26 protein-coding genes are annotated in these 23,048 nt (G+C 61.6%); 7 read left to right on the top strand and 19 right to left on the bottom strand.

Annotation, left to right across the window (positions count from 1 at the left end; translation table 11 throughout):
• Nucleotides 1-61: 61 nt before the first annotated feature.
• Nucleotides 62-718 carry an alpha-ketoglutarate-dependent dioxygenase AlkB gene (locus tag GN300_RS07565; protein ID WP_063316025.1) on the top strand — a complete coding sequence of 219 codons (657 nt, stop codon included), beginning with the start codon at nucleotides 62-64 and terminating at the stop codon, nucleotides 716-718.
• 5 nt (nucleotides 719-723) lie between these two features.
• On the opposite strand, the gene GN300_RS07560 is transcribed toward GN300_RS07565, so the two are convergent.
• From GN300_RS07560 to GN300_RS07540, 5 genes are all read right to left on the bottom strand, one after another.
• Nucleotides 724-870, bottom strand: coding sequence for a hypothetical protein (locus GN300_RS07560; protein ID WP_165639009.1), 147 nt, complete (start codon nucleotides 868-870; stop codon nucleotides 724-726).
• Between the two features lie 183 nt (nucleotides 871-1,053).
• Complete coding sequence (locus GN300_RS07555; RefSeq protein WP_063315599.1) at nucleotides 1,054-2,289, bottom strand: MFS transporter; 1,236 nt, start codon at nucleotides 2,287-2,289, stop codon at nucleotides 1,054-1,056.
• Between the two features lie 49 nt (nucleotides 2,290-2,338).
• Nucleotides 2,339-3,052, bottom strand: a complete 714-nt coding sequence (locus GN300_RS07550; RefSeq protein WP_063315600.1) for a FadR/GntR family transcriptional regulator — start codon at nucleotides 3,050-3,052, stop codon at nucleotides 2,339-2,341.
• A gap of 219 nt (nucleotides 3,053-3,271) precedes the next feature.
• Complete coding sequence (locus GN300_RS07545) at nucleotides 3,272-4,390, bottom strand: hypothetical protein (protein ID WP_063315601.1); 1,119 nt, start codon at nucleotides 4,388-4,390, stop codon at nucleotides 3,272-3,274.
• 359 nt (nucleotides 4,391-4,749) lie between these two features.
• Nucleotides 4,750-5,592, bottom strand: a complete 843-nt coding sequence (locus GN300_RS07540; RefSeq protein WP_063315603.1) for an NAD(P)-dependent oxidoreductase — start codon at nucleotides 5,590-5,592, stop codon at nucleotides 4,750-4,752.
• Between the two features lie 86 nt (nucleotides 5,593-5,678).
• On the opposite strand from GN300_RS07540, the gene GN300_RS07535 reads away from it, so the two are divergent.
• Nucleotides 5,679-6,323 (top strand): ScbR family autoregulator-binding transcription factor, encoded by a 645-nt coding sequence (locus GN300_RS07535; RefSeq protein ID WP_003940238.1) that lies wholly within the window; start codon nucleotides 5,679-5,681, stop codon nucleotides 6,321-6,323.
• Between the two features lie 38 nt (nucleotides 6,324-6,361).
• Here GN300_RS07535 and GN300_RS07530 read toward each other — a convergent pair whose 3' ends face one another.
• Entirely contained in the window at nucleotides 6,362-7,249 is an 888-nt protein-coding gene (locus GN300_RS07530) for a ScbA/BarX family gamma-butyrolactone biosynthesis protein (RefSeq protein WP_063315604.1), read from the bottom strand.
• 168 nt (nucleotides 7,250-7,417) lie between these two features.
• Nucleotides 7,418-8,077: a LuxR C-terminal-related transcriptional regulator gene (locus GN300_RS07525; protein WP_063315605.1), complete on the bottom strand. Its 660-nt coding sequence runs from the start codon at nucleotides 8,075-8,077 to the stop codon at nucleotides 7,418-7,420.
• Nucleotides 8,078-8,593: 516 nt separating this feature from the next.
• On the opposite strand from GN300_RS07525, the gene GN300_RS07520 reads away from it, so the two are divergent.
• Complete coding sequence (locus GN300_RS07520) at nucleotides 8,594-10,093, top strand: NAD(P)/FAD-dependent oxidoreductase (protein ID WP_063315606.1); 1,500 nt, start codon at nucleotides 8,594-8,596, stop codon at nucleotides 10,091-10,093.
• 363 nt (nucleotides 10,094-10,456) lie between these two features.
• Here GN300_RS07520 and GN300_RS07515 read toward each other — a convergent pair whose 3' ends face one another.
• The 3 genes from GN300_RS07515 to GN300_RS07505 form a co-directional block, all read right to left on the bottom strand.
• The gene (locus tag GN300_RS07515; protein WP_042925138.1) at nucleotides 10,457-11,209 is read right to left on the bottom strand and encodes a phosphotransferase family protein; all 753 of its coding nucleotides are present in this window, start codon (nucleotides 11,207-11,209) and stop codon (nucleotides 10,457-10,459) included.
• A 122-nt stretch (nucleotides 11,210-11,331) separates the two neighbouring features.
• Nucleotides 11,332-12,201, bottom strand: coding sequence for an aldo/keto reductase (locus GN300_RS07510; protein WP_197487714.1), 870 nt, complete (start codon nucleotides 12,199-12,201; stop codon nucleotides 11,332-11,334).
• A gap of 184 nt (nucleotides 12,202-12,385) precedes the next feature.
• Complete coding sequence (locus GN300_RS07505; RefSeq protein WP_063315607.1) at nucleotides 12,386-12,844, bottom strand: hypothetical protein; 459 nt, start codon at nucleotides 12,842-12,844, stop codon at nucleotides 12,386-12,388.
• Between the two features lie 77 nt (nucleotides 12,845-12,921).
• Between GN300_RS07505 and lexA the strand changes: the two genes are divergently transcribed.
• Complete coding sequence (gene lexA / locus GN300_RS07500) at nucleotides 12,922-13,611, top strand: transcriptional repressor LexA (RefSeq protein WP_174519486.1); 690 nt, start codon at nucleotides 12,922-12,924, stop codon at nucleotides 13,609-13,611.
• Between the two features lie 13 nt (nucleotides 13,612-13,624).
• On the opposite strand, the gene GN300_RS07495 is transcribed toward lexA, so the two are convergent.
• The 4 genes from GN300_RS07495 to GN300_RS07480 are packed head-to-tail and all read right to left on the bottom strand — an operon-like array spanning nucleotide 13,625 to nucleotide 16,981.
• Complete coding sequence (locus GN300_RS07495; protein ID WP_063315608.1) at nucleotides 13,625-14,038, bottom strand: cupin domain-containing protein; 414 nt, start codon at nucleotides 14,036-14,038, stop codon at nucleotides 13,625-13,627.
• A gap of 29 nt (nucleotides 14,039-14,067) precedes the next feature.
• The gene (locus GN300_RS07490) at nucleotides 14,068-14,454 is read right to left on the bottom strand and encodes a DUF2255 family protein (protein ID WP_007729735.1); all 387 of its coding nucleotides are present in this window, start codon (nucleotides 14,452-14,454) and stop codon (nucleotides 14,068-14,070) included.
• A complete protein-coding gene (locus tag GN300_RS07485; protein WP_063315609.1) occupies nucleotides 14,429-15,901 on the bottom strand; it encodes an MFS transporter in 1,473 nt (490 codons plus the stop codon). The genes GN300_RS07490 and GN300_RS07485 overlap by 26 nt, the downstream gene beginning before the upstream one ends.
• A 42-nt stretch (nucleotides 15,902-15,943) precedes the next feature.
• Entirely contained in the window at nucleotides 15,944-16,981 is a 1,038-nt protein-coding gene (locus GN300_RS07480) for a zinc-dependent alcohol dehydrogenase family protein (RefSeq protein WP_063315610.1), read from the bottom strand.
• 167 nt (nucleotides 16,982-17,148) lie between these two features.
• On the opposite strand from GN300_RS07480, the gene GN300_RS07475 reads away from it, so the two are divergent.
• Entirely contained in the window at nucleotides 17,149-18,033 is an 885-nt protein-coding gene (locus GN300_RS07475) for a helix-turn-helix transcriptional regulator (protein ID WP_007729733.1), read from the top strand.
• Between the two features lie 27 nt (nucleotides 18,034-18,060).
• Here GN300_RS07475 and GN300_RS07470 read toward each other — a convergent pair whose 3' ends face one another.
• The 5 genes from GN300_RS07470 to GN300_RS07450 form a co-directional block, all read right to left on the bottom strand.
• Entirely contained in the window at nucleotides 18,061-19,203 is a 1,143-nt protein-coding gene (locus tag GN300_RS07470; RefSeq protein ID WP_007729732.1) for a diguanylate cyclase, read from the bottom strand.
• 118 nt (nucleotides 19,204-19,321) lie between these two features.
• A complete protein-coding gene (locus GN300_RS07465) occupies nucleotides 19,322-19,786 on the bottom strand; it encodes an Rrf2 family transcriptional regulator (protein ID WP_063315611.1) in 465 nt (154 codons plus the stop codon).
• A 62-nt stretch (nucleotides 19,787-19,848) separates the two neighbouring features.
• A complete protein-coding gene (locus tag GN300_RS07460) occupies nucleotides 19,849-20,598 on the bottom strand; it encodes an SDR family oxidoreductase (RefSeq protein WP_063315612.1) in 750 nt (249 codons plus the stop codon).
• Nucleotides 20,599-20,672: 74 nt separating this feature from the next.
• Nucleotides 20,673-21,521 (bottom strand): LLM class F420-dependent oxidoreductase, encoded by an 849-nt coding sequence (locus tag GN300_RS07455; RefSeq protein WP_030536489.1) that lies wholly within the window; start codon nucleotides 21,519-21,521, stop codon nucleotides 20,673-20,675.
• 44 nt (nucleotides 21,522-21,565) lie between these two features.
• Nucleotides 21,566-21,886, bottom strand: a complete 321-nt coding sequence (locus tag GN300_RS07450) for a GYD domain-containing protein (protein ID WP_007729728.1) — start codon at nucleotides 21,884-21,886, stop codon at nucleotides 21,566-21,568.
• Nucleotides 21,887-21,967: 81 nt separating this feature from the next.
• Between GN300_RS07450 and GN300_RS07445 the strand changes: the two genes are divergently transcribed.
• Both GN300_RS07445 and GN300_RS07440 read left to right on the top strand, forming a co-directional pair.
• Complete coding sequence (locus tag GN300_RS07445; protein WP_007729726.1) at nucleotides 21,968-22,150, top strand: hypothetical protein; 183 nt, start codon at nucleotides 21,968-21,970, stop codon at nucleotides 22,148-22,150.
• 44 nt (nucleotides 22,151-22,194) lie between these two features.
• Nucleotides 22,195-23,010, top strand: coding sequence for a DUF72 domain-containing protein (locus tag GN300_RS07440; RefSeq protein ID WP_058226655.1), 816 nt, complete (start codon nucleotides 22,195-22,197; stop codon nucleotides 23,008-23,010).
• The last annotated feature ends 38 nt before the right edge of the window (nucleotides 23,011-23,048 follow it).

Genomic DNA, 23,048 nt, shown 5'->3' with positions numbered 1-23,048 from the left:
GATTACGATACGAGCCCATGCCGAGGGTGTCAATGCTTCGAAACCGATTAGCGTGGAAACCATGAACGCTCTGATTCCTCGGCCACGATTGGAAGTGGCGCCGGGGGCGATCCTCGTTCCGGATTGGCTCAGCGTCGAACAGCAACGCTTCTTGGTGGCCGAGTGTCGACGGTGGGCGACCGCACCCGTACCGATGCGCTCCGCTGTTGTCCGTGGTGGGCACAAGATGTCGGTGCAAACAGTCTGTCTCGGTTGGCATTGGCAGCCGTACAAGTACACGCGCACCGCCGACGACGTGAACGGTGCGCCTGTCGCAGCGGTGCCTGACTGGCTCGTCGACCTCGGCCGGGCCGCAGTTGCCGCTGCCTATGATGATCCGACTGCGGGGGAGCGGTACACGCCGGACACCGCGCTGATCAATTTCTACGACGAGGGCGCTCGGATGGGCATGCACCAGGACAAGGACGAGCGCTGCGACGCTCCCGTCGTCTCACTGAGTGTCGGGCAGAGTTGTGTCTTTCGATTCGGGAATTCCGAGAACCGGAACAAGCCGTACACCGATGTCGAACTCCATTCGGGTGATCTCTTCGTCTTCGGTGGAGAGTCTCGGTTCGCATATCACGGAGTGCCGAAAGTTATTGCGGGAAGTGCAAGTCCCGACATAGGTCTGCCGTCCGGGCGGCTGAACATCACCCTGCGGGATACCGGAATGTCGTGACTGTCTCACCCCTGCTGTGTCACTGGTGCAGCAGGGTCGAAGTCTGCGCTCGAAGGTCCGTCCCCGACCATCTCGATCAACTCGGTCGACGGTGGAGTTGGCAGCGTGCGCCAGCGCTCTCGTTCGAGGTTGTGGGGTTGTGTCTCGTTCATGCCCTCATTATCGACTTTCGGCTCCGATCCACCAGTCGGGGATGGGCCGGGTGCAATTCGGTAGGCCGTTGAGCGCCCCGCTGTCTCGTCGACATCCTCGGACCTCAGCACGTCGACGACAGTTCGGGTCGCGGCACGGGTCTGGCGAGGTTGGTGGGTGGATTCGAGGCGACCGTGGTTCGCTTATCCCAGTGTCTTGTTGCGGCCGGCGAGGGAGCCGAAGACGAGTTGCACGGCCAGCAGCACCAGCAACGCGATCAGAGGAGTCGTCCAGGAATCGACGGCGTCGTGCAGTGCACCGAAAACGAGGGGACCGGTGGCGGCCAGAAGGTATCCGACGGACTGTGCCATACCCGAGAGTGCCGCTGCTTGACCGTGATTGACAGTGCGTATTGCGAAGAAGGACAAGGCAATGACAATCGATCCGCCGATGCCGATGCCGAGGAATGCATTCCACAGCAGGGCCCAGGAGGGGAGGAGGAGTTGGCCGAGAACTGCCACTGCGGCGACCGACACCAGCCCGAGGACGGCTCCTCTCTGATCCTTGGGCAGTTTGTGCAGGAGCACTGCTGTGAGGAGGCTGCCGATGATCGAGAATATTTGCATGATGCCTTGATGCAGTCCGGCGGTAGCCGCGGTAGTGCCGTGTGATTCTTCAATGGTGGGCCACCATGTCAGAACGGTGTAGAAGAAGAGAGATTGGACGCCCATGAATATTGTGATCTGCCACCCGAGTGCTGAGAGCCATGGGGAGCGATGGCCGCCTGGATGGGGATCCAAAGCCGCAGCGTGATCGTGTTTCGGAAGCGTGCGTCGGCGAAGTTGGGGAAGGAACACCCCAAATCCTATGAGAGCCATAGCGGCCCAGATTCCGAATGCGATCCGCCAACCGTGATCGGTGAGACCGGCGATCGGCACGGCAAGTCCGGATGCGGTTGCGGCGACGGCTGCAGAGACCGCCGAGAAGATGCCGGTCAAACGGCCGGCTTCGGTCGGGAAGTCTCGTTTGAGGAGCGCCGGCAGTAGAACGTTCATTGTTGCGATGGACATGCCGAGCGATACGGTACCGATCCACAGCGCAGGCATCCACGGAACAGAGCGGATCACGATCGCTAAGGCGAGCATGCCGAGTGCTGCTGCGAGTGTCCGTTCCATTCCCCACCGAGCTGCGATGACCGGGGCAACGGGGGAGAACACTGCGAAGCACAGCAGTGGAAGGCTGATCAGCGCTGATGCTGTTGTCGACGAGATATCGAGATCGGTGCGTACCTCACCGAGTAGCGGGCCGACGACTGTGATTGAGGCTCGAAGATTGGCTGCGATGAGAAGAATGCCAGCGATAACGAGTCCTCGGCGCATTATCGGTATCGCGCTCGGGGCAGACGCCACGTTTTCGGTGTCGGAGATGGCGTTAGCCATAGGTGTGCCCTTCTGAGATTGTCTGTGCGCTGAACCTCTTGTGTGTCAGCTACTTCGGCATGTTTTGCAGAAAGAGGGATCGGCTGTGGTCCATCAGTCGGACCACTGCGGCGGCTGCGCCGTCCGGATCGCGGTCACGGATGGCCGCAAGCAGCTGCCGGTGTGGGTCGTCGTCGGTCCAAGGCCCGATGAATAGCTGTCGAGTCTCCTTGTCGGACTTACCTTGTGGGATGCTCATGGTGTCAGAGCGATCGAGACTGCGGTAGATGTCCGCTATCAGTTGGTTCCCGCTCGCTGCGAACATCTCCAGGTGGAAGTCGAGGTCGTACTCGACGGATTTGGCGACGTCGGGCTCAGCGTCTCGGCGATCCAAAGCCCGAGTCATGCGGTCGATGTCTTCGGGCAGGGCTCGTTCGGCAGCGAGTCGGGCGGCGTAGAGCTCCAAAGCTTCACGGGCTTCGAAGATTTCGAGCACGTTCTCCGCCGCTGCACGTCTTTGAAGTGCAATTTCGAGTTCTGAGCTCGCGCAGACGTAGGTTCCGTCTCCCGGGCGTGCTTCGAGGAGGCCGGCATGGACGAGGCCGCGAATGGCCTCCCGGACTGTATTGCGGCTCGCGCCGGTCATTTCGACAAGTTGATGCTCGCCGGGGATCTTCTCCCCTAATTCCCAGTTGCCAGAAGTGATCTGGGACCGCAGTTGTTCCGCGATCTGCACTGAAAGTGGGATGTTGCGTGCGGTGGGTGCGATACGGGAATCCGGCATGAGTCAAATGTAGGACATTTGGCGATTTGTGGATAGGTTTACCTTTGTGATCTAGGGCACTCGGGTTCGGATCGGCCTGGGCGGGGTACCGCCCTTCCGCATGTCTGCGTGCACGTGAGTGCTCCTGCCGACCGCGCACGGGGTAGTTGACTCGACTCGGAGGGCAACTGCGATCGATTCCTCACGGAAGCTCATGCCTAGCAGACCCTCACGTGCGGGTCATTGCTGCGATTCCAGCGTCCATGCGGGCTGGTCGGTCACTTCCGGGCCGTCGTGCAGCACCCAAGCACACGGCTCGGAAATGTAGGTGGCAGCATCGGTGAACCAGTATGTTTCGTCGGGTGCCCAGCCCGCGATGACGCTCGCCGTCTCGGTATCGACCTCGATCGCGGTTCCTGCTGCCGCGAGGTATCCCGTCACGGTAAGGTGCACTCCCTCAAATCTTTCCGCGACCTGCACCCAGTCGGGGATGACCCACCTGCCTGATCGGCCGGTAGTCCGATACCAAACCTGCCGCGTTTCTGCGGTGACCTCGAGCGGGAACCGTCTGCACAGCTCCGACCAGGCTTGCGCGCTGTCGATCTCGTAGATGCGTGCGCCAGTCGGTGGCCGCAATGCTCGGACGACGACCCGTTCCCATCCCATGCTGTCTTCGACGAACCACAAGCCCGCCGGAGTCCCGTCGAACAGCGCCCTCGTCGAACCCTGAGTGGGTGGATTCGACCACCAATAACCTGACCAGTTCGCCGCGGGGTCCACCGGGCGGTCACGTTCAGCTCTCGCTTCCGATTCCAGGGTGCTCGTGCGCCACTCGCTGAGGAGTTGTTGCGCAGCAGGCACTTCGTCTGTGTCCGGAGATTCCTCACCTCTGCTCAGAATCGACCATTGGTCGGATGAGGCGAGCGAGGTTGACCACCACCGCGCGCATTCGGAGCCGGCGATGTGCTCGGCGACGCGTCGAAGCTCATCGCGCATAACTTCGGTGGCGACGAGGACGTCTTCTCCGTCGGGATCCTGCCAGTAACGCGCCGCATCGACCGCTTCTGCGAGGGCGGAGCGTAGATCGACGGCGGTGACGTCGGGGAGCGATATTTCCGTGAGGCTGCGCGCCACGCCCTCCGCGGTGACTATGGTCTGCCGGGCCTCTTCGGCGCCCGGGCCGAACAACACTCGGGAGGTTCCTTGTCCGACGTCGAGGTGATACGCCGCCCGGTGAGCGTTGATGCGGAACATGTCGTCGCCTGGCTCGGGACGCAGGGCGCGTTCGGCGTCGATCGCATACGCGAGCAGCATCCGGCGTCCGCGCGGGCCCGACAGCAAAATATCCGCAGTGAGCATCTGTTCTCCCGTTTTCTGGTTCAGATGACGGTAGCCGAGGTCAGCGAGATGGAGAGCCTTCTCCCGTGATGTCAGAGCTCCTGGCCCTTTAGTCGCGCACGACTTAGATCGTCACAAACTGCATTCGGCGGCGAAGGCGGACGGAAGGGAGCCCCAGGCTGCTGCCAGTCGCGTGAACGCCGCTTCTTTGGTGTGCGCGATCACTGCCGTCTTTGTGCAGCCGTGGTTTTCGTCGATCAGAGCTCTCTGTTCGCCTGTAGTGACTGCGAAATAGGTCGTATTGATTGCTGAGGCTGAACAATAGGGAGGGCTGAAAATGTTGGGAGACAGGTGTTTTGGCGAGAGTGATCCGTGTGCCATCAGTACAGTCTCGACCGGAACCAGTGATCGAGGCTGATCATGTCGATCTGGTGCATGTCGAGACTCAGCTGGGCAGCAGCTTTCACCGCGTCGGCGCGGGGGATAGAGTTCTGGGGCAGAGTCCAGTTGGTCTCCCGCGCATGTTGCTCGAGAAGGTCGATGACTGTCCGCGGGACAGGCTCGTTGACGTGAAGTGTTGAGCCGTAGCGAAATTGCTGTTCTACCGACAACTCGTAGATGGATCGGGCGAGTAGGTCTACGTCGACTACCGACAGGACAGCGCTACCGCCGTCGATGATCGAGTCGAGGCGAGAGACAATTCGCGTCAGTGTCGGAAGAAACCATCTGTCGCCGGGTCCGTACACGAGATGCGGCCGGACGACCAGGCCTCCGGCGTCGCGCACGAACTTCTCGGCGAGAGCGCGCGTGCGACTGGCAGGTGAGAAGGGGCTGAGAGGTGCGCCGTTGACCGGCAAGTCTCGAAACGGTCCCGGCCCGTACACGGCCGCGGTACTGACGTAGAGCAAGCGTTCGACGCCGACGGTGGCGGCCATCGACGCAACGTTCTGTACGCCGTGTTGGTTGACGTGAACGCACTGTTGTTCGTCGTCGCCCACGTACGACACGCAACAGATGACGGTCGACGCCTGACTCATTGCAACTCGTAGAGAAGCACTTTCGTTGATGTCGCCGATCACGGTGGCGATTCCTTCACGGCCGAACTGTTTGGCTGCGGTGGCCGTGCGAACGAAACCGATTGCAGCGTTTCCGTCGCGGGAAACCAGCTGTTTCATCACTGCGGAGCCGATGAAACCAGTGGCCCCGAGTACCAGAGTCGTCACGGTGTGTCCGTGTCGAGAGCGTTGCTGCGAGCTCTTTCGACGTATCGTTGAGATTCATTCCGTCGGCAACGAGAGCTGGGTAGATCATGCAGGAGCGTGCTGTCCTGACGCGCCAGGCCGTCATTTTGGGTGCTGCGAAGAGCTTCGAGAAGTTCGGGTACTCCGCCAGTTTGGGCACGATCTTGCAGCACGGGGGTGTGTCGAAGGGGGCGATGTATTTTCATTTCGCGTCCAAGGAGGAGCTTGCGCACGCGGTCATCGCAGCGCAGCACGGTATGGCGATGGAGGGTACCCGGCGGGTTGCTGCGCACTCCGACATCGCGGTCGAAACCCTGGTCCTCGTTTCGCAGGAGATGGCTCGGCAGCTTGTGACCGAGCCCATCGCGCGAGGTGGCATGCGGTTGACGATGGAGATCGGCAGTATTCAAGGCCCCATCGAACAGCCGTACCTCGATTGGATCGAGGCTATCAAGCAGGTGGCAACCCAAGCGGCCGAAGCCGGCGATATCGTCCCGGGCACCGATATAGACGCGTTGGCTCGATTTGTGGTGGGGTCGTTCACCGGAGTGCAGATTCTCTCGGAAATGCTGACGGGCAGAACCGATCTGTACGAGCGGTTGAGTCAGATGTGGAACCTGGTGCTGCCAACGATCGTCCGCGAGGACAAGTTGGCGCACGTCATGCAACTGGCGGCGCTTGCACCGAGAGAGTGGGAAGCACCGAGCGCTTGACGTGGAAGACGCGACGAGAAGAACGTGTTCGTTCCCTCTCATGATTGGTCCGCAACTGTAATTTCGAGTTCCGCGGTGGTTTCCAGTTCTTGAGTGAACCGAACTCGGTGCACATGGCCCGACGCGTCAAGGGGGATCGTTGACACCTCGCACGGCGTTTCCCATTCAGTGAACCTCGGAAAGACCGCCGAGAGTGAGGCGATCTTTGTTGCTGGGTTGCCGATGTGAAATCGGAGCGCTTGTCGGGCGGCCTCGAAAAGTATCATTCCTGGGATGTGGTCGACGGGGTGGTCGAAAAGGGAGTGGTTGCGCGGATCGGGAGCGCAGAACATCGCGTGCCGAGCAGGATCAGTGCTGATGAGCACATCTCCATCGGTTAGGCGTCCGACTCGCTCCGATCCGACCACCGCGGCTCCGGAAGGAAGGATGCGCCGGCTCGGGCGGTGGTCTTCTCGTCCTTGCCGAATTCGACGGTATCCCTCGGGGCTGACTCCTCGCGCAACAGCGTTGCATCTGGCGACGTGCCGGTTGCCCTCGCTGAGGATCCCCGACACTTCGACCCCCGAAACCGCTCCGTCGCGATGAGTGAGGTTGTCCACTGTCATCGAGAAACTCAACGGCTCCGCGACTGATTGCACGTCGAGCGCGTCCAGCATCTCGAAGCTGAACCTTTCCATGAGGAACTTGTAGTGCAGTGGAATCTCGTATCGGGTGTGGCACAGAAGCACCACTGCCTGTCGAAATGCTTCTGCCACCCCGAGCGGATCGTGTTGCTCGCTCGATACGTCGAATATCCGGTGCGAGACCGGGAGTTGCACAGCAACCTGGTACGCCGAGTCCGATTCGATCCGGTAGTCCGTCAAGAAAACCTCGGCAACAGCATGTCTGTGGACAAGATGCCGCGGCACTGTGCGTGTGTATTCCATTGATTGAATGCACCTTTCGATGTTCACTCGTGTCTTCGGTGTCGTGTAGGACCTAATATTCGACGTCCGGGCGCGTCATCGAATCGTCAAAATTGACGATCTTTTCGAAGGTCGAGTTCGATCAGGGGCGGCACCCCATCTCGGCGAGTGTGTCTGGGGCACTTCCTGCTAGAAGCGTCCGATCCGAAGTTCCAGTGGGTGTCTGCGTGCGTCGTGACCAGAGCGGCGGAGCATCGCGCATGCCTCCAGCTGGGAATGCACCCCCAGTTTTTGCAGGATGCTTCGGATGTGGGCGCGAACCGTGGTCGGTGCGATGTGGGCGGTTCGAGCAATCGAGTCGACATTCGAGCCTCCGTAGAGAAGGCCCACGATCTCGAACTCGCGATCGGTGAGACTGCTGATTCGTGCGAATTCTTCGGTGCGCAACCGGATGCGTTGTACGAGCGAGGACTTGTCGTGTGCAGACCGAGCGGAGTTGGGGTTGATCGCGGCCTGCAGCTCATCGAGCAGGGATGTGAATGGCAGTTGAGAGTTGAGCACGGCGTGGGCGCCCGCTGCGAGCCCCCGAATCATGGAGTTGCCGCTACTGAGATCGCCGACCAGGACCGATCCCTCGAGCGCGGAGAGCTCCTTCACCTGCCAATCGACGCCCCCGAGTGGTAGGAGAACGAGCGCTCTACCGTGATCGCTGGTGTGATGCCTTAACAGGCTCATGTCTGCGGTTTGTGGCTCGGAATAAGCCCTGGCGCTGATTCCGGCAGCGATTGCATTGGCGAACCCTCGATTGCTATGAGTGGTGTACACGGTGACTGTGATGGAGAGTGTCATAGCGACTACATCTCCGGTGGAGGTCCGCTCCGCCCGCTCTCTTCGCTGCGAAACCAAAACCGTTGCTTTCAGCGTGGTTTCGTCAGCAGGTTAGCTATCGCAGTGACCTTTCCGCTGATGCGCACGAAGGTTACGGCGATATCGCAGTTGCCCGTCTTCCCATGGAAACTCGCGCGTTCGACACCTGATCATGGACCTTCGAATTATGCTGGGGCGCTCAATATTTGGGCGATGAGTATCCCGTGTAGACGAGTCATTGGGCGTTCCGTCGACGACGTGAACAACTCTCCGGTGTCTCGAGGCATTCAGGCGTCTCGATCGAGTTCCGCGAGGCCGGTGCGTCGCGCCTCAATGTTCCGTGCGCGGCCGGGTCGAGATATTGACTGTTACCGTCAGTTGCACATACCCTGTTCATTGGCGCTGACCTTAGGGAACCCGGCCTGAACCGGCCGATCGTTCTCGGTCACTGCCGACGCCAGAAGTAGCTTCGCGACGACCGACGAAACGAGTTTCCTCATGACACAGCATGTCGACGTACTGATCATCGGCGCTGGCTTGTCCGGAATCGGCGCGGCTTGCCACCTCATTCGTGAGCAGACCGGAAGTACTTACGCGATCCTCGAACGCCGCGAGAACATCGGTGGCACCTGGGACCTGTTCAAGTATCCCGGCATCCGATCGGATTCCGACATGCTCACCTTCGGATTCGGTTTCCGTCCGTGGATCGGAACCAAAGTGCTCGCAGACGGCGCCAGTATCCGTGACTATGTCGAGGAAACCGCCAAGGAATACGGCGTCACCGACCACATCAACTTCGGCCGCAAGGTCGTGGCAATGGACTTCGATCGCGCGACTGCTCAGTGGTCCGTGACCGTCCTGGTCGAGGCGACGGGGGAGACCGAGACGTGGACCGCGAACGTCCTCGTCGGCGCCTGTGGTTACTACAACTACGACAAGGGATACCGCCCCGCCTTCCCCGGTGAGGACGACTTCCGTGGTCAGATCGTGCACCCGCAGCACTGGCCGGAGGATCTCGATTACACCGGAAAGAAGGTAGTGGTCATCGGTTCCGGTGCCACCGCGATCACCCTGATCCCGTCGATGGCCCCCACTGCCGGTCACGTCACCATGCTGCAGCGCTCGCCCACGTGGATCCAGGCGCTACCGTCCGAGGACCCTGTGGCCAAGGGTCTCAAGCTTGCACGCGTTCCCGATCAGATCGCTTACAAGATCGGTCGAGCCCGCAATATCGCACTGCAACGCGCCAGCTTTCAGCTCTCACGCACCAATCCGAAGCTGGCGAAGAAGCTGTTCCTCACCCAGATCCGCTTGCAACTCGGCAAGAACGTGGACCTGCGTCACTTCACCCCCAACTACAACCCGTGGGATCAGCGCCTGTGCGTGGTTCCCAACGGGGACCTGTTCAAGGTGCTCAAGAGTGGCAAGGCCGACATCGTCACCGACCGTATCGCCACGTTCACCGAGAAGGGCATCGTGACCGAGTCGGGCCGCGAAATCGAGGCCGACGTCATCGTCACGGCGACCGGCTTGAACGTACAGATCCTGGGCGGGGCGACCATGAGCATCGACGGCGAGCCCGTCAAGCTCAACGAGACGGTCGCCTACAAGAGCGTGCTCTACTCCGACATTCCGAACTTCCTGATGATCCTCGGCTACACCAACGCATCCTGGACGCTCAAGGCCGACCTGGCCGCGTCCTATCTGTGTCGCGTACTCAAGATCATGCGTAAGCGCGACTACACGACTTTCGAGGTTCACGCCGAACCTGAGGACTTCGCGGAAGAATCTCTCATGGGCGGAGCCCTGACCTCGGGCTACATCCAGCGCGGCGACGGAGAAATGCCGCGTCAGGGTGCCCGCGGCGCGTGGAAAGTGGTCAACAATTACTACCGCGACCGCAAGCTGATGCACGACGCCGAGATCGAAGACGGTGTGCTGCAGTTCAGCAAGGTAGACATTCCTGTCGTGCCTGATAGCAAGGTCGCCAGCGCCTGAGCCGGCTCCACTCGAATGAACGGGGTTGCGCCCCCTTGCCTGAATCCGTGATCTTTTCGTTTTGTCGGAGAGTCGAGGTTCGCGTTCGTGGCGTTTCGAAAGTTGCTGCAGGAAGAGCGAGTCCAGACTTCGGTCTGCCATCTGGGCGGCTGGGCATGCTTGCCGCGGTCCGAAGCTCGATTGAGACGACCACCGCTCGCTGACAATATCCAGGCGTTTGCCGGCTGACGGCAATCAACGGCGGCGCGAACGCGTCGCGACCTGCCTAACCGTGCCGTCATCGACACGAAATGCTTTTGGCTGCAGCAATTTTGGCGCGAGTCGAAGGTTTGGCAGATCGGGGAGAACGTCCTGATGGTTCGGTTATTGTCGGTCGCGCATCGCTTGTCGATTCAGCACGTCTACTTCGCAGCCCGGCGCGGCTGGATCGAAACCATGCTCGACCAGCCAGCGCACGCCTCTCAAGCTGCGCAACGACCACCACGCCTGGATGACCTCGAGGTCGACGTCAGTGCCGTAGCCCTCAACCACGTCATCGAGATGTTCCGGGTGGCCGAGGGTCAGTGTTGCGAGGTCGTACAAGGGATCGCCCTGAGCGGCTTCGGACCAGTCGATGACGCCGGCAACTTCGTCATCGGTCACGAACACATGGGAGGCTTGGAGATCGCCGTGCGTGAATACCGGTGTCCACGACCTGAGCGCAATCTCGGCAATCCGACGGTTGGATGTAATCACTCCGGTGGCAACCACCCCGCTCCTGGTCAGCCATGCACATTCGCGGTCCAGTTCTGAGGCGATGTCGTCGAGACTACGGCCGGGCCAGGGCGGCAACGGTGCGTCGTGCAGCGTTCGAACGGCGGCACCCGCTGCGGCCCACGCCGCTGAAGACGTGGTCGACGGTCTGCCTAGGCGACCGAGCGCGTGTCCCGGCAGAGCGGCGAGCGCGAGCACGGGCGGTGTGCGCCACAGAATCTGCGCTGTCGGGATTGGGGCCCGGAGCATTGCTTCGACCTCGACGTCGGTATTCGACTGATCGGCGTCGATCTTGAGGAACACCTCACCGACGCGCAGAGTCGCGCGCTCGGTATGGGCGACGACGACCTCGACTTCTGTCACGTCGGTCAGTATGGCTGGGATGCGCCTTGGCGTCGCCGGGTTTCTCGCGTGCGGTCATTCGCGATCGGAGCGCGGTATGGTCCGCTGACCTCCCGCACCTCAAACTTTCTCAACAAACTGCCTTACTGCTCCCTTGTTTGCTGCGTGACATCATCAAGGTCCGCCAAGTCAGTCTCACTGAGATCAATTCGCGAAGCAGCAATGTTGGCTTGTAGATGAGCGATGCTCGTGGTGCCGGGCAGGGGAATGACGGTGGCCGCGACCCCGCGCCCGCGCTGATGGACCCACGCAAGAGCGACCTGGCCAGCCGTCGCTCCGACACGAGAAGCGATGCTGGCAAGGGACCGAGCGACAAGATTGCCGGTGGAATGGTTGAGGTCGCCGTGCCCCATCGGCGAATGTGCGACCAGTGTGATCCCGAGGTCGGCGAGCGTTGGGAGGAACAGTTCAACATCTCGCCGTATAAGGGACCATTGCTCTTGCACGGCAGTGATCGGGTGTACGGCATGAGCTCGTCGGATGTCATCGAGCGTGACATTGGACAGCCCCAGAGCCCGGATCTTCCCTGCCTGGCGGAGCTCGGCCATAGCGTTGACGGTCTCCTCGATTGGTGTGTCCTCGCTGCGGTGATGCAGGTAGTAAAGATCGAGGTGATCGACGTCGAGGCGCCTGAGTGAGCCGTCGATGGCCGCGCGCACCGTTGCAGAGTCCGCCCGAACATTCCAGTCATCAGGACGACCGGACGGCCCGCGGTAGACACCGAATTTACTGCACAACGTGATGTGTTCACGGTTGGTGCCAATTGCCCGACCAACCAGCTCTTCGTTTCCATACATCTCGGCTGTGTCGAGCATGGGCACCCCGGAGTCGATCGCGGCGCGAACCAGTGCGGCGGGGTCGCGGTCAGCATCACCCCACCCGCTGTCGGTCAATCGCATCAGGCCCAGGCCCTGGATGGGCCCGTCATCGAATGTTTTCGGCGCGACAGTCATGAATGAGTACATTATCGGGGCCGCTGATCAGAACCAGGTCGCCAAAGAGGCCGATTCCGGCGACTTCGACATCTCGCTGCATCGCCCGTTCAGCGCTTGACGCGGTGCAGCTGTCGATCGCTGTTTGGAAGTGGGCGTACACAGCTGAATATCACGCTGCGAAATGTCGAGTGTCCTGACGTGCTCAGGATGATTCTGTCCGCTTGACCCGCGCGTTATGCACAACCATCGGGACAGTTATTGCCAGGACCATCGCTATCACGAACACCGATATGAAGACCCAGGGGCGCGCTGCTTCGGATGCTCGGACGGTCAACACAGCTCCACTCGTAAGCAGGGGCATCCCTGCTGCCGCGAGTAGATCGACGTGCCGCGGGGCGACGGGAGGTCCGGCGAAGTATGGAACTCGAACCCCTGAGTTCTCCCGAAGCATCCGTCGCTCCGACATCGCGTAAGTGGTCGCGCCGACTACGAAAATGGCCAGTCCGAGTACGACAAGACCAATTCCCGTTCGGGTGGTGAGCGCGGCAAACATGAACACCGATGTCACTGCCGGATAGAGCACCACCATCTTCCAGAGTGGAGTCTTGGACCGCGTGTCGACTGCAACACTGACCGGGCGCATCGGTTCGAGAGGCTCCATCAGCTCAGCGTGCCATGCGCCGCTCGGGAAACAAACTGCCTGTGCCGTTTCTGGCAGACTCCGGCTGCCTGGCCTGGATGTCGGGACCCCTCACTACGATTCTCATCGTGACCGATTACGACGATCTCGACATGTTCGGTGGCCTCGACGCCTCCTCCCTGCCGCTCCGCCAGCAGCAGATTCTGATGACCATCCGGGATCTCGTGGCTGCCAACGGGTGCACGCCGAGCACACGGCAGATCGGAGACGCGGTTGGTCTGCGCTCGACGTCGACGGTGTCCAAGCACCTCAAGAGTCTCGAAGAGAAGGGCTTCCTCCGTAGGGGAGCGGCCATGGCTCGGCAGTTGGACGTGCGGCCGTTCCTCGTAGGCGCGAAGGAACAGTCGTCGTCGAATACGGTGACGGTTCCGGTCGTCGGTGACATCGCGGCCGGCGCGCCGATCCTCGCGGAGGAGCACGCCGACGAGGTGCTTGCGCTTCCTCGCGAGCTCGTCGGCTCTGGCACGGTGTTCGGACTTCGGGTGCGTGGTGAGTCGATGGTCGACGCAGCGATCTGTGACGGTGACGTCGTCGTGGTGCGCCGCCAGGACGAAGCTCATTCCGGTGAGATCGTCGCCGCGATGATCGACGGCGAGGCCACGGTGAAGGTGCTCCGGCGTCGCGACGGTCACGTGTACCTCGAGCCTCGTAATCCCGCATACAGCGTCATCGACGGCGATCGCGCGGTCATCCTGGGCAAAGTTGTTTCCGTGATGCGCCGTATCTGAGAGGTGTCCGGTCTCAACGACGTTTGGCGCGGGGACCGCCGTATTCCTCATCGGTGACTTTGTCGCCCCATGTAGTTTCGGTGCCTCCGTCGCCGGGTCCTTCCCACAGTGCGAGGTGGCTCATGAAACGGTCGGGTGCCGCGCCGTGCCAGTGTTCCTCTCCCGCTGGGGTGTAGACGGTCTCACCCGGGTGGACTTCGACGATCTCGCCGCCGCGAGCTTGAACCAGCGCGGTACCGGAGACGATGTGGAGGGTCTGTCCGACTGCATGGGAGTGCCAGTCGGTTCGCGCGCACGGTGCAAAGCGAACCATGTTGGCGCGCATCCTCGACGGCTCCTGGCCGGCGTAGATGACGTCCCACCAGACGTCGCCGGTGAACCAGTCGCTGGGTGCTTTGCTGGTGGGCTGGGGCTTCAAGATTTTCATGAGGTCTCCTCGGAATCGAAAGGGGCGGTTCAGTTCTGCGTCAGCGGAACAAGTCGAATGGTGTTGGGTGCGGCGGCGCGGCCGGTGACGGAGCCGACGATCTGCGGGCCGTAGCGGTCGTACTTGGTGTGATAGGCGGAGTCGATCGACGAGTGGGCATCCGGTGCGGCGGACTCGAACGCCACGTCCCGCTCGATTCCTCCTGCTCGGATTCGGCCCGTTCCACTTGCCGTTGCTCGGACGAACCACGGGTTGTCGGTTCCGTAGGCCGAGCGAACGTACAGTTGGTTGTCGGTACGGACAACCCAAATCGTGACGTACGGCCTTGCGGTTCCGTCTCGGCGGTACGAGGAGACCTGCAACTCCTCGGCGTCGCCGATCTTGGTCAGTTCAGCCTCGGTCCACGAGTGCGACATCTCGGCTTCCTTTCTCCTGGTCGAATTGCTTTGCGGTACTTCGCGTTCTCGTAGCCGGGACGATCAGTGCGAGGACGATGACGAGACAAGCGGCGAGCAGGGCGGTGCCTGCGGTGAGAGCCGTTGATACGTGATCGGTGAGTGCCGTTGTAGCGTCGTCGGCAGAGGATCCGGCGCCCGCGGAGACTGCGACGAGGATGCCGAGTCCGAGAGCACTGCCCAGTTGATGTGCAGTGTTGACCAATCCTGATGCGGCACCGGCATCTTCGGCCTGTACCCCGGAGATGCCAGCAGAAGTCAGTGGGGCGAAAGCCAACCCCTGTCCGGCGCCGATCAAGATCATCGGAAGTGCTATCGCAGTGAGGTACGTGCTGCCGGGATGGACCAGACTGAGCCACGCCATCCCGGCTAGGGTGACGGCAATGCCAACCGACAGAATTGCGGAATTTCCGAATCGCGGTGTCAGTCGCGGAATAAGCATCGCCACAGCAAAATTGACGATCGTCATCGGGAAGAAGGCGATGCCTGCTTGGAACGCGCTGAAGCCCATGACGCCTTGGAGTAGCTGAGTCGTGAAGTAGAAGAATCCGATCATGGCACCCAGATAGAGCATTCGGGCGGCGTACGCCCCGGATCGCTCCCGGCTACGGAACAACCTCAGTGGCATGATCGGCTGCTCCGCTCTCGCTTCGTTGAGGAAGAGCAAGGTCAGTAGTATCGCCCCGGCCGCCAGTGTCGCAACGGTGATCGGTGAGGTCCACCCCGCTTCGGCCGAGTTGACGGTGCCGAAGACGAGCGCGGTCATCCCGAGTGTGGCGAGAACAGCGCCGGCCACATCGAAACGTCCGGAGTTGGGCTCGGTTTCCGGAATGAACCGGGGAGCGAGAGCGATCATCGCGATACCGATCGGAACGTTGATGAAAAAGCCTGCGCGCCAAGACACCCAGTCGGCAAGGGCGCCGCCGATCACGAGTCCGAGGCTGGCGCCTATTCCCGCAGCAGCGCCGTACCAGGCAACAGCGCGCGTTCGCTCCGGGCCGGGCGGGAAACTGGCGGTCAGCAGTGACAGCGACGCCGGGGCGACCACTGCTGCTCCGACGCCTTGGAGAGCGCGCGCTGCGATGAGCCACCAACCGTTCGGCGCGACCCCGACGAGAAACGACGCAATCGCGAAAATCGCGAGACCGGCCACGAATACGCGACGACGGCCGAAGATGTCCCCGAGACGAGCACCCAGCAGGAGAAGCCCGCCGAACACCAGGGTGTAGGCGTCCTGGACCCAGGACAGCCCGGTTGCCGAGTAACCCATGCTGCTTTGGATGCTGGGTAGCCCGGTGAAGATGATCGAATTGTCGAGCAGGATCATGAAATAGCTGATCAGAATGATCGCCAGGATCGCGGTGGGATTGATGCGACCGGCAACAGGACGGGTGGCAGTGTGGGTCACGCGCTTCTTCTTCGCAAGTGGTGGACTTTCGCAAGTGGTGGACTACGGGCGGACGAGGACCTTCAACGATTCACGGGAGTCCATGGCTCGGTAGCCTTCCGCTACGTCGTCGAGTCCGACGGTGTGGTCGAAGACCTTGCCCGGCTCGATCTTTCCGTCGAGCACATCCGGCATCAGCTCTTCGATGTACGCGCGCACCGGGGCCGGTCCACCGGTGAGTGTGATGTTGGGTCCGAAGAGTGTCCCGAATCCGATTGGAGCTTCTTCGTATTGGGGTACCCCGACTCGGCTGATGACGCCGCCCGGTCGGACAACTCCGAGCGACTGCTCGTAGGCAGGCATGTGACCTACCGCTTCGAGGACGACATGAGTGCCGTCGCCTCCGGTCAGTTCGCGGACTTTCTCGATGCCCTCGTCTCCACGTTCGGCAACCACGTCGGTGGCTCCGAACTCGAGACCGAGATCCGTGCGGGTCTTGTGGCGCCCCATGAGGATGATGCGCTCGGCGCCGAGGCGTTTGGCGGAGAGCACTGCCATCAGCCCCACGGCTCCATCGCCGATGACCGTGACCGTCGTGCGTTGGTTGACGCCACCCTTGACCGCCGCGTGATAGCCGGTGCCGAAGACGTCGGAGAGTGTGAGCAGTGACGGTAGGAGTTCGGAATCCTCACCGACCGGCGCCTTGACCAGGGTACCGTCTGCCAACGGCACTCGGATGGCCTCTGCCTGACCGCCTCCGATCCCGTTTCCGGCCCAGAATCCACCGTGTCGGCAAGACGTCTGCAAGCCTTCGCGGCAGAAGTCGCACGTCCCGTCGGACCAGGCGAAGGGGGCGATGACGAAGTCGCCCTTCTTCAACGTGGACACCTCGCGACCGGTCTCTTCGACCACTCCGACAAATTCGTGGCCCATCGGGGAACCACCGGGCGTGGCCGGCATGTTGTGGTAAGGGTGCAGGTCAGAGCCGCAAACGCACGCCCTGACGACCCGCACGATCGCGTCCGCCGGCTGCTGCAGTGCCGGATCGGGCACGGTTTCGACTCGAACGTCTCCGGCGCCGTACATGATGGTTGCTCGCATGGTGTCCCCTCTTGCTTCTGGTGTCGCGTGCTTCGAAGTCGACGTTTCGGCGTGGACCGGTCGACTGCAATCAGTCAACGCCGCGCCTCGCGGGCGCGGGAGTGTCTGTTGTTCCAGGTAACGGCAGTACCTCCCTCGGTCTTCTCCGCTCGAGTAACGTGAACTGCATGGACAACCGAGCCGAGATCCGCGAATTCCTCAGCTCCCGTCGTGCTCGCATCACACCCGAGCAGGCAGGGCTGCCGGCCTACGGCGGAAACCGTCGCGTCAAGGGGTTGCGCCGTGAGGAAGTCGCTCTGCTCGCCGGTGTGAGCATCGACTACTACGTGCGCATGGAACGCGGAAATTTGGCGGGAGCGTCGGACTCGGTGCTCGAAAGCCTTTCCCGAGCACTGCAACTCGACGAAGCCGAAACTGCCCATTTGTACGACCTCGCGAAGGCCGCCAGTGCAGGCGCACCGAGTAGAAAGCGGCCCGCCCCCAAGGGCGTGAGCCCGGCGATTCAGCAGATACTCGACGCCATCACCGACGCGCCGGCGTGGGTACGTAATGCCAGGCACGACATGCTGGCGGCCAATCGTATGGCGCGCGCGTTGTATTCGCCGGTGTTGGCCGATCCACGTAGGCCGGCGAACAACGCCCGGTTCGTGTACCTGGACCCGGCATCGCAGGACTTCTTCGTGGATTGGGAGCGCGCGGCAGACGACATCGCCGCGATGCTCCGCTCGGAAGCGGGGCGCAATCCCCATGACAAGGCGCTGACCGAGCTCATCGGTGAACTTGCCACTCGCAGTGAGGTATTCCGCACCCGGTGGGCGAAACACAATGTGCGCTTTCATCGGACGGGATTCAAGAAGGTTCGTCACCCCGTCGTCGGAGACCTGGAGCTGAACTTCGAGGCGATGGAACTGCCGTCCAATCCCGGGCTGACACTGCTGGTCTACACCGCGGCGCCCGGGACGCCCACGGCTGACGCACTCAAACTCTTGGCGAGTTGGGCGGCAACCCAGGATCAGCTGGATCCGGCGAACGACAGCGAAGCGGCGCTCTGAATTCGATCGGCAGGTAGTCGTGCCGATTCAGCTTAGATGCGTTACTGCCCAAGCTACCTGGTCTCCACCTCGTCGTTTCGCCCGATACATCGCGTTGTCAGCATCGGCAAGAATCCGATCGATGGTTCCCGAAGCGTCCGGGATTGTCGAGGACAGCCACACGCTGGCTCCGACGCTCACGGAAATCGACTGCCGGCCGGCGGGCCGCGATATCGAATTGTGAATGTCCACCACGGTTTGTTCGATGCGACGTGGCTCCACGGGCATGAGAATCACGAACTCGTCGCCGCCAGTCCGCGCCACCAGCCCGACCTCTCCGACCACCGAGTTCAGGCGCCGGCCGACTGTCACCAGCATCCGATCGCCTTCCGCGTGACCCAGTTTGTCGTTGACGCTCTTGAACGAATCGACATCGATCACCACCGCAAGGACTACGTGTCCTTGGAGTTCGCCGACACCGAACAACTGTTGCCAGACATTGTGCAGCCCACGTCGATTCAGGGCAGCGGTGAGTGGATCACGCCAAGAGTGTCGTGCGTCGTCGGTCAAATACAGGACGAGGAAATGCACGGTCATCGAGGCTGAAGCGATAACACACCCGATGACGAATCCAGTGGACACCGACAGCGAAGAGTCGGTATCCGGATCGGTTACAGCTCGAATTGTCAGTAGCGCAACGACGAACAGCGCACCGGTGATCTGTGCGGTGACTATTCGAGGGCTGTGGAATACCGACGAATAGTTCGCGACGACCACGAACAGAACGGTGCCGGTCAATGCCAGGAAGCTCGAATGGATTCCGGCGAGAAGTATCAAGGACAAGCAGATATTGGTGAGCGAAACGAAACGAACGGATTGATGGTGACTCGGCCAAGACCGACCGAGTGACCAGCGAATCATGCAGTAGAGCGCGATCATGCATGCTGCGCCCGCCGCGAGCCGTTCAGGGAGCTCGGTTGCGCCACCCTTCACGAATTGAGCCAGTACGGCGAGTGCCACGAACACAGCACACCAAAAGGTGACGACCACCCTGGCTGTCCCCAACATCGATCGAGCAGCCAGGAACCTCGGGAACCATTCGCCGTCGTACGCAAGAGACCACCAGCGACTCAACAGTCCCGTTGTTTGACGAATGTTCTGCCCCAACCCCGCAGCGCCACTGACTCCCATGAAACCCCCTCCGAGATCTTGCGAAAATTCCCGGAAGATTCTTCGTCAAGATTTGATCCCCGAACAAGGTACCCGATAGTTGAACGATGGATTGCCGTCTCGTGGGGTGTGGGCTGCTCTAGGGTGTGATCGGTGTGGTCAGGATCTTTCTGAGTGCCGGAAGGTCCAGGGTTGCAGCAAGATCTGCAATAGTGACCCCCGACAGCGATGCGCGCCAGGCTTTTTCGGCGTCGGCCATGACCTTGGCGATTCCGCAGGCGGAACGGCACTGCTCCGGTGGAGCGGCGAGGATTCCTTGCTGTCGAATCTCCGTGCACCGGAACGCAGGTTCGGTGCCGTCAACGGCCTGTACGACGTCGAGAACGGTGATCTTCTCGGGAGCCCGGGTGAGAACGTACCCGCCGTCTCGGCCCTCGGTCGGATTGACCAGGTCGGCGTGCGCGAGCGCTCGCAGATGCTTCGCCAGGTATGTCTTCGACACCCCGTGAAGTTCGGCGAGTCTGGCTGTGGGTACCGGCCCCTCGGACTGGCTCAGAACCACGCAGCAGTGGAGTGACCACTCCACGCCTCCGGAAAGCTTCATGATTGGACTCTATCGACGCCGCGGAAAGCGGTGCGGGCCGGACGTCGCTCGAGTTGTCGACGTCAGGCCTTCTCGGCAAGCCACGCGTCGTATGTTGTCGGCGCGATCCATGCATCTGCACCGGGCGTCGGGGTCAGTGCCGAGTTGTCGAGTTTCGCGCCGAAGTAGCCGGCTTCGGGATCGGAGATAACCGAACGCTTGTCGCCGGTGACGAGGAACAAGCGCCGGACCAGTTCGTCGATGCCCAGCGGTTCGGGTCCGGCAATCTCGACCGTGCCGTTTTGCGGCGCGCCGGTCACTACCTCGGCGACGTGGGACACGACGTCTCGAGACGCGATGGGTTGCAGATGTCCCGGCGTTGCGTGGACGGCGCCGTCGGTGGTTCCCGCGTCGGCGATTCCGGCGACGAACTCGAAGAATTGGGTCGATCGGACGATCGTGTAGGGGGTCGGGCCCGCTTTGACCAGGTCTTCCTGGGCGACCTTGGCTCGCATGTACCCGGAATCGGGCAGTCGATCGGCACCCACGATGGACAGTATGACGTGGTGCCCGACGCCTGCCTTCTCCTCCGCGGCGAGGATGTGGCCGGCTCCGTCGCGGAAGAAGGCCAAGACGTCGTCGTCCGACCACGAAGGGGAATTGGTCAGATCCACGACGACGTCGGCACCCTCGACTGCCTCGGCGATACCTGCGCCGGTGGTGATGTCGATCCCGTCTGCCCGACCGAGCGCCTTCACATCGTGCCCGGCGTCAGCGAGCTTGGCGGCGACCTGGCTTCCGATGAGTCCGCTTCCGAAAATGACGATCTTCATGTTTTCTCCTTTACTCGGATAAGTCGTGTCCAAGTATACTCGGACACTACTTATCCAAGTCAAGGGTTGCCCGGTCAGTCGAAGAGTTCGGCGGCCAGTGCTTCGTAGGTCGCGATCGGATCACCTTCGGCGGGAAGTGCTTGGATCGCAACGTGATCGGCACCCGCCGCGACATGCTCCCGAAGTCGATCCGCGATGGACTTCGCGGTACCACGCGCAACCAGGGCGTCGATGACGCGATCGTTCCCCTCGTTGGCCAACTCTTCGGGCGCAAAACCGAGGCGCTCGAGATTGCTCGTGTAGTTGCGCAGATACAGATACGGGTTGGCGACGGCGGGGCGACCGATTGCTCTGGCCTTCTCCGGATCGGTTTCCAGGACGACCTTGTGCTCGGGGGCCAGGATCTTCGAAGGGCCGAGGATTTCGCGAGCTTCGGCCGTGTGTTCGGGGGTGGTCAGGTACGGATGCGCGCCGGCGGCGCGAGCGGCGGACAGTTTCAACACCTTCGGCCCCAGTGCGGCGAGGACGCGCCGCGATTCCGGGACCTGGGCCGCGTCGAGTTCGTCGAGGTACGACACGAGTGAGGCGTACGGCTTGGTGTAGTCGCCGGTCGCCTCCGGATGTCCGACGCCTACGCCGAGCAGGAATCGACCCGGGTGCGCGGCTTCGAGTCGGTGATAGGACTCCGCCACCTCAGCCGCAGGTGAGGACCAGATGTTGACGATTCCGGTTGCCACGGTGATGTGCTCGGTCGCGTCGAGAAGTTTCTCGGCGATCCGTAGATCGGCGCGTGGGGAGCCGCCGATCCAGATGGTGCCGAAACCGAGTTTCTCGATCGCAGTTCCCAGCTCGGGCGGCAAACCAGCCGCTCCTCGCCAGATTCCGTAGGTGCCCAGGTCAGGTGTTTTCGTAGTCTCCGTCACAGCGGGTGCAACTCGGCTGCTGCCGGGATCTATTCCTTCCGTCGTCATTTGCCCGGCGCGCGGTAGTCGGTCGGTCGCTTGACTGCCTCGTCGATCTGCTCCGGCGTGAGCAGTGTGATCGACTCCGAGCGTGCTGCACCTGCCGCAGCCGTGCGAATGCTCAATGCGGCTGCCGCGACGTCGTCCGGCAGGTTGCCGATCACGAACATGTCGTGACCGCCCAGTGCGAAGTGGCAGGATTCGACAGTGCCACCGATGCTTTCGACCATTCGCGTTATCGCGTCGCGCCGCGCAGTGCCTCCCTCCTGCTGTAGACCGGCGGCGCCGGAGGGTGAGTACGTCACTTGCCAGAGGTATTTCGGCATTTCCACTCCTAGCTCGGGATGGGTACTTCGATCGTGTACCCGTAGGGCGCTCGGTGGCAATGGGTAGGGGACAATCACGGCATGGTTGGAACTCCGGTGATCGTGACTATCGTGTCCGTGTGTGTAGGTTTTGTGATCTTCATGCTCGCTGCCAGTGGTGCACGCGGAAAGTGGGACCGTCGCCTCGTGATCGCGTTGTTCGTCGGTGCGGTGGTGTGCCTGACCGTCGTACCGGTATCCGTCGCGCTCAGCGCCGGAGTTTGAAACACGGAGTGCCAAAACGCTCGAGTGCCGCTTAGTCTGAATCGATGGCAGATATTCGGGTAGGTATCTCCGGGTGGACGTATCCCGCGTGGCGCGGAGATTTCTATCCGAAAGGTCTTGCTCACCGCAAAGAATTGTCTTATGCCGCAGAGAGATTGACGTCGATCGAGATCAACGGCTCGTTCTACGCGCTGCAGAAGCCGGAAAGCTACACCAAATGGCGCAGCGAAACTCCCGAAGATTTTGTGTTCGCGATCAAGGGCGGCCGGTACATCACACACATGAAACGGCTGCTCGACGCCCGTGACGGACTCGCCAACTTCTTTGCCGCCGGAACACTCGCCCTCGGCCCCAAGCTCGGGCCGATTCTGTGGCAACTACCCCCGACGCTGCAGTTCGAATCGCAGCGATTGGCCGACTTCTTCGACGGTCTTCCCCGTACCACTCAGGCTGCAGCCGATCTGGCAGCGCAGCACGACGACAAACTCACCGAAGACCGAGTGTTCGCCCAGACCGAGAGGGACGTGCCGATTCGCTACGCGGTGGAAGCGCGGCACGCCAGCTTCGAGACCGACGAAGCCGTGGACCTGATGCGCGAGCACTCCATCGGTTTTGTCGTCGCAGACACAGCCGGCAGGTATCCCCGCATCACCACTCCTACTACCGATTTTGTCTATGTGCGGATGCACGGGGACAAGGAACTGTATGCGAGTGGGTACACCGACGAAGCTCTGGACAAGTGGTCCAAGCGCTTTCGGGATTGGATGGACGAGGGCCTCGACGTGTACGTCTACTTCGACAACGACATGAAAGGCTTTGCGCCGCACAACGCAATGTCCTTGTTGGAGCGGCTGCGCTGACGGATCGCCTGGCCTGTCGGTGGGATGTGGAAGGCTTC

This window comes from Rhodococcus sp. Ni2 (assembly GCF_021352185.1).
Taxonomy (GTDB): Bacteria; Actinomycetota; Actinomycetes; order Mycobacteriales; family Mycobacteriaceae; genus Rhodococcus_F; species Rhodococcus_F qingshengii.
Note: the sequence above shows the minus strand (reverse complement) of the source record. Positions and strands in the feature narration are given on the sequence as shown.

Coding starts and splice junctions, on each gene's coding strand:
- GN300_RS07565 (WP_063316025.1), top strand. CDS start 62: ATGAACGCTCTGATTCCTCGGCCACGATTGGAAGTGGCGCCGGGGGCG.
- GN300_RS07560 (WP_165639009.1), bottom strand. CDS start 870: ATGAACGAGACACAACCCCACAACCTCGAACGAGAGCGCTGGCGCACG.
- GN300_RS07555 (WP_063315599.1), bottom strand. CDS start 2,289: ATGGCTAACGCCATCTCCGACACCGAAAACGTGGCGTCTGCCCCGAGC.
- GN300_RS07550 (WP_063315600.1), bottom strand. CDS start 3,052: ATGCCGGATTCCCGTATCGCACCCACCGCACGCAACATCCCACTTTCA.
- GN300_RS07545 (WP_063315601.1), bottom strand. CDS start 4,390: ATGCTCACTGCGGATATTTTGCTGTCGGGCCCGCGCGGACGCCGGATG.
- GN300_RS07535 (WP_003940238.1), top strand. CDS start 5,679: ATGCAGGAGCGTGCTGTCCTGACGCGCCAGGCCGTCATTTTGGGTGCT.
- GN300_RS07530 (WP_063315604.1), bottom strand. CDS start 7,249: ATGGAATACACACGCACAGTGCCGCGGCATCTTGTCCACAGACATGCT.
- GN300_RS07525 (WP_063315605.1), bottom strand. CDS start 8,077: ATGACACTCTCCATCACAGTCACCGTGTACACCACTCATAGCAATCGA.
- GN300_RS07520 (WP_063315606.1), top strand. CDS start 8,594: ATGACACAGCATGTCGACGTACTGATCATCGGCGCTGGCTTGTCCGGA.
- GN300_RS07510 (WP_197487714.1), bottom strand. CDS start 12,201: ATGACTGTCGCGCCGAAAACATTCGATGACGGGCCCATCCAGGGCCTG.
- GN300_RS07505 (WP_063315607.1), bottom strand. CDS start 12,844: ATGGAGCCTCTCGAACCGATGCGCCCGGTCAGTGTTGCAGTCGACACG.
- lexA (WP_174519486.1), top strand. CDS start 12,922: ATGTCGGGACCCCTCACTACGATTCTCATCGTGACCGATTACGACGAT.
- GN300_RS07495 (WP_063315608.1), bottom strand. CDS start 14,038: ATGAAAATCTTGAAGCCCCAGCCCACCAGCAAAGCACCCAGCGACTGG.
- GN300_RS07490 (WP_007729735.1), bottom strand. CDS start 14,454: ATGTCGCACTCGTGGACCGAGGCTGAACTGACCAAGATCGGCGACGCC.
- GN300_RS07480 (WP_063315610.1), bottom strand. CDS start 16,981: ATGCGAGCAACCATCATGTACGGCGCCGGAGACGTTCGAGTCGAAACC.
- GN300_RS07475 (WP_007729733.1), top strand. CDS start 17,149: ATGGACAACCGAGCCGAGATCCGCGAATTCCTCAGCTCCCGTCGTGCT.
- GN300_RS07470 (WP_007729732.1), bottom strand. CDS start 19,203: ATGGGAGTCAGTGGCGCTGCGGGGTTGGGGCAGAACATTCGTCAAACA.
- GN300_RS07465 (WP_063315611.1), bottom strand. CDS start 19,786: ATGAAGCTTTCCGGAGGCGTGGAGTGGTCACTCCACTGCTGCGTGGTT.
- GN300_RS07460 (WP_063315612.1), bottom strand. CDS start 20,598: ATGAAGATCGTCATTTTCGGAAGCGGACTCATCGGAAGCCAGGTCGCC.
- GN300_RS07450 (WP_007729728.1), bottom strand. CDS start 21,886: ATGCCGAAATACCTCTGGCAAGTGACGTACTCACCCTCCGGCGCCGCC.
- GN300_RS07445 (WP_007729726.1), top strand. CDS start 21,968: ATGGTTGGAACTCCGGTGATCGTGACTATCGTGTCCGTGTGTGTAGGT.
- GN300_RS07440 (WP_058226655.1), top strand. CDS start 22,195: ATGGCAGATATTCGGGTAGGTATCTCCGGGTGGACGTATCCCGCGTGG.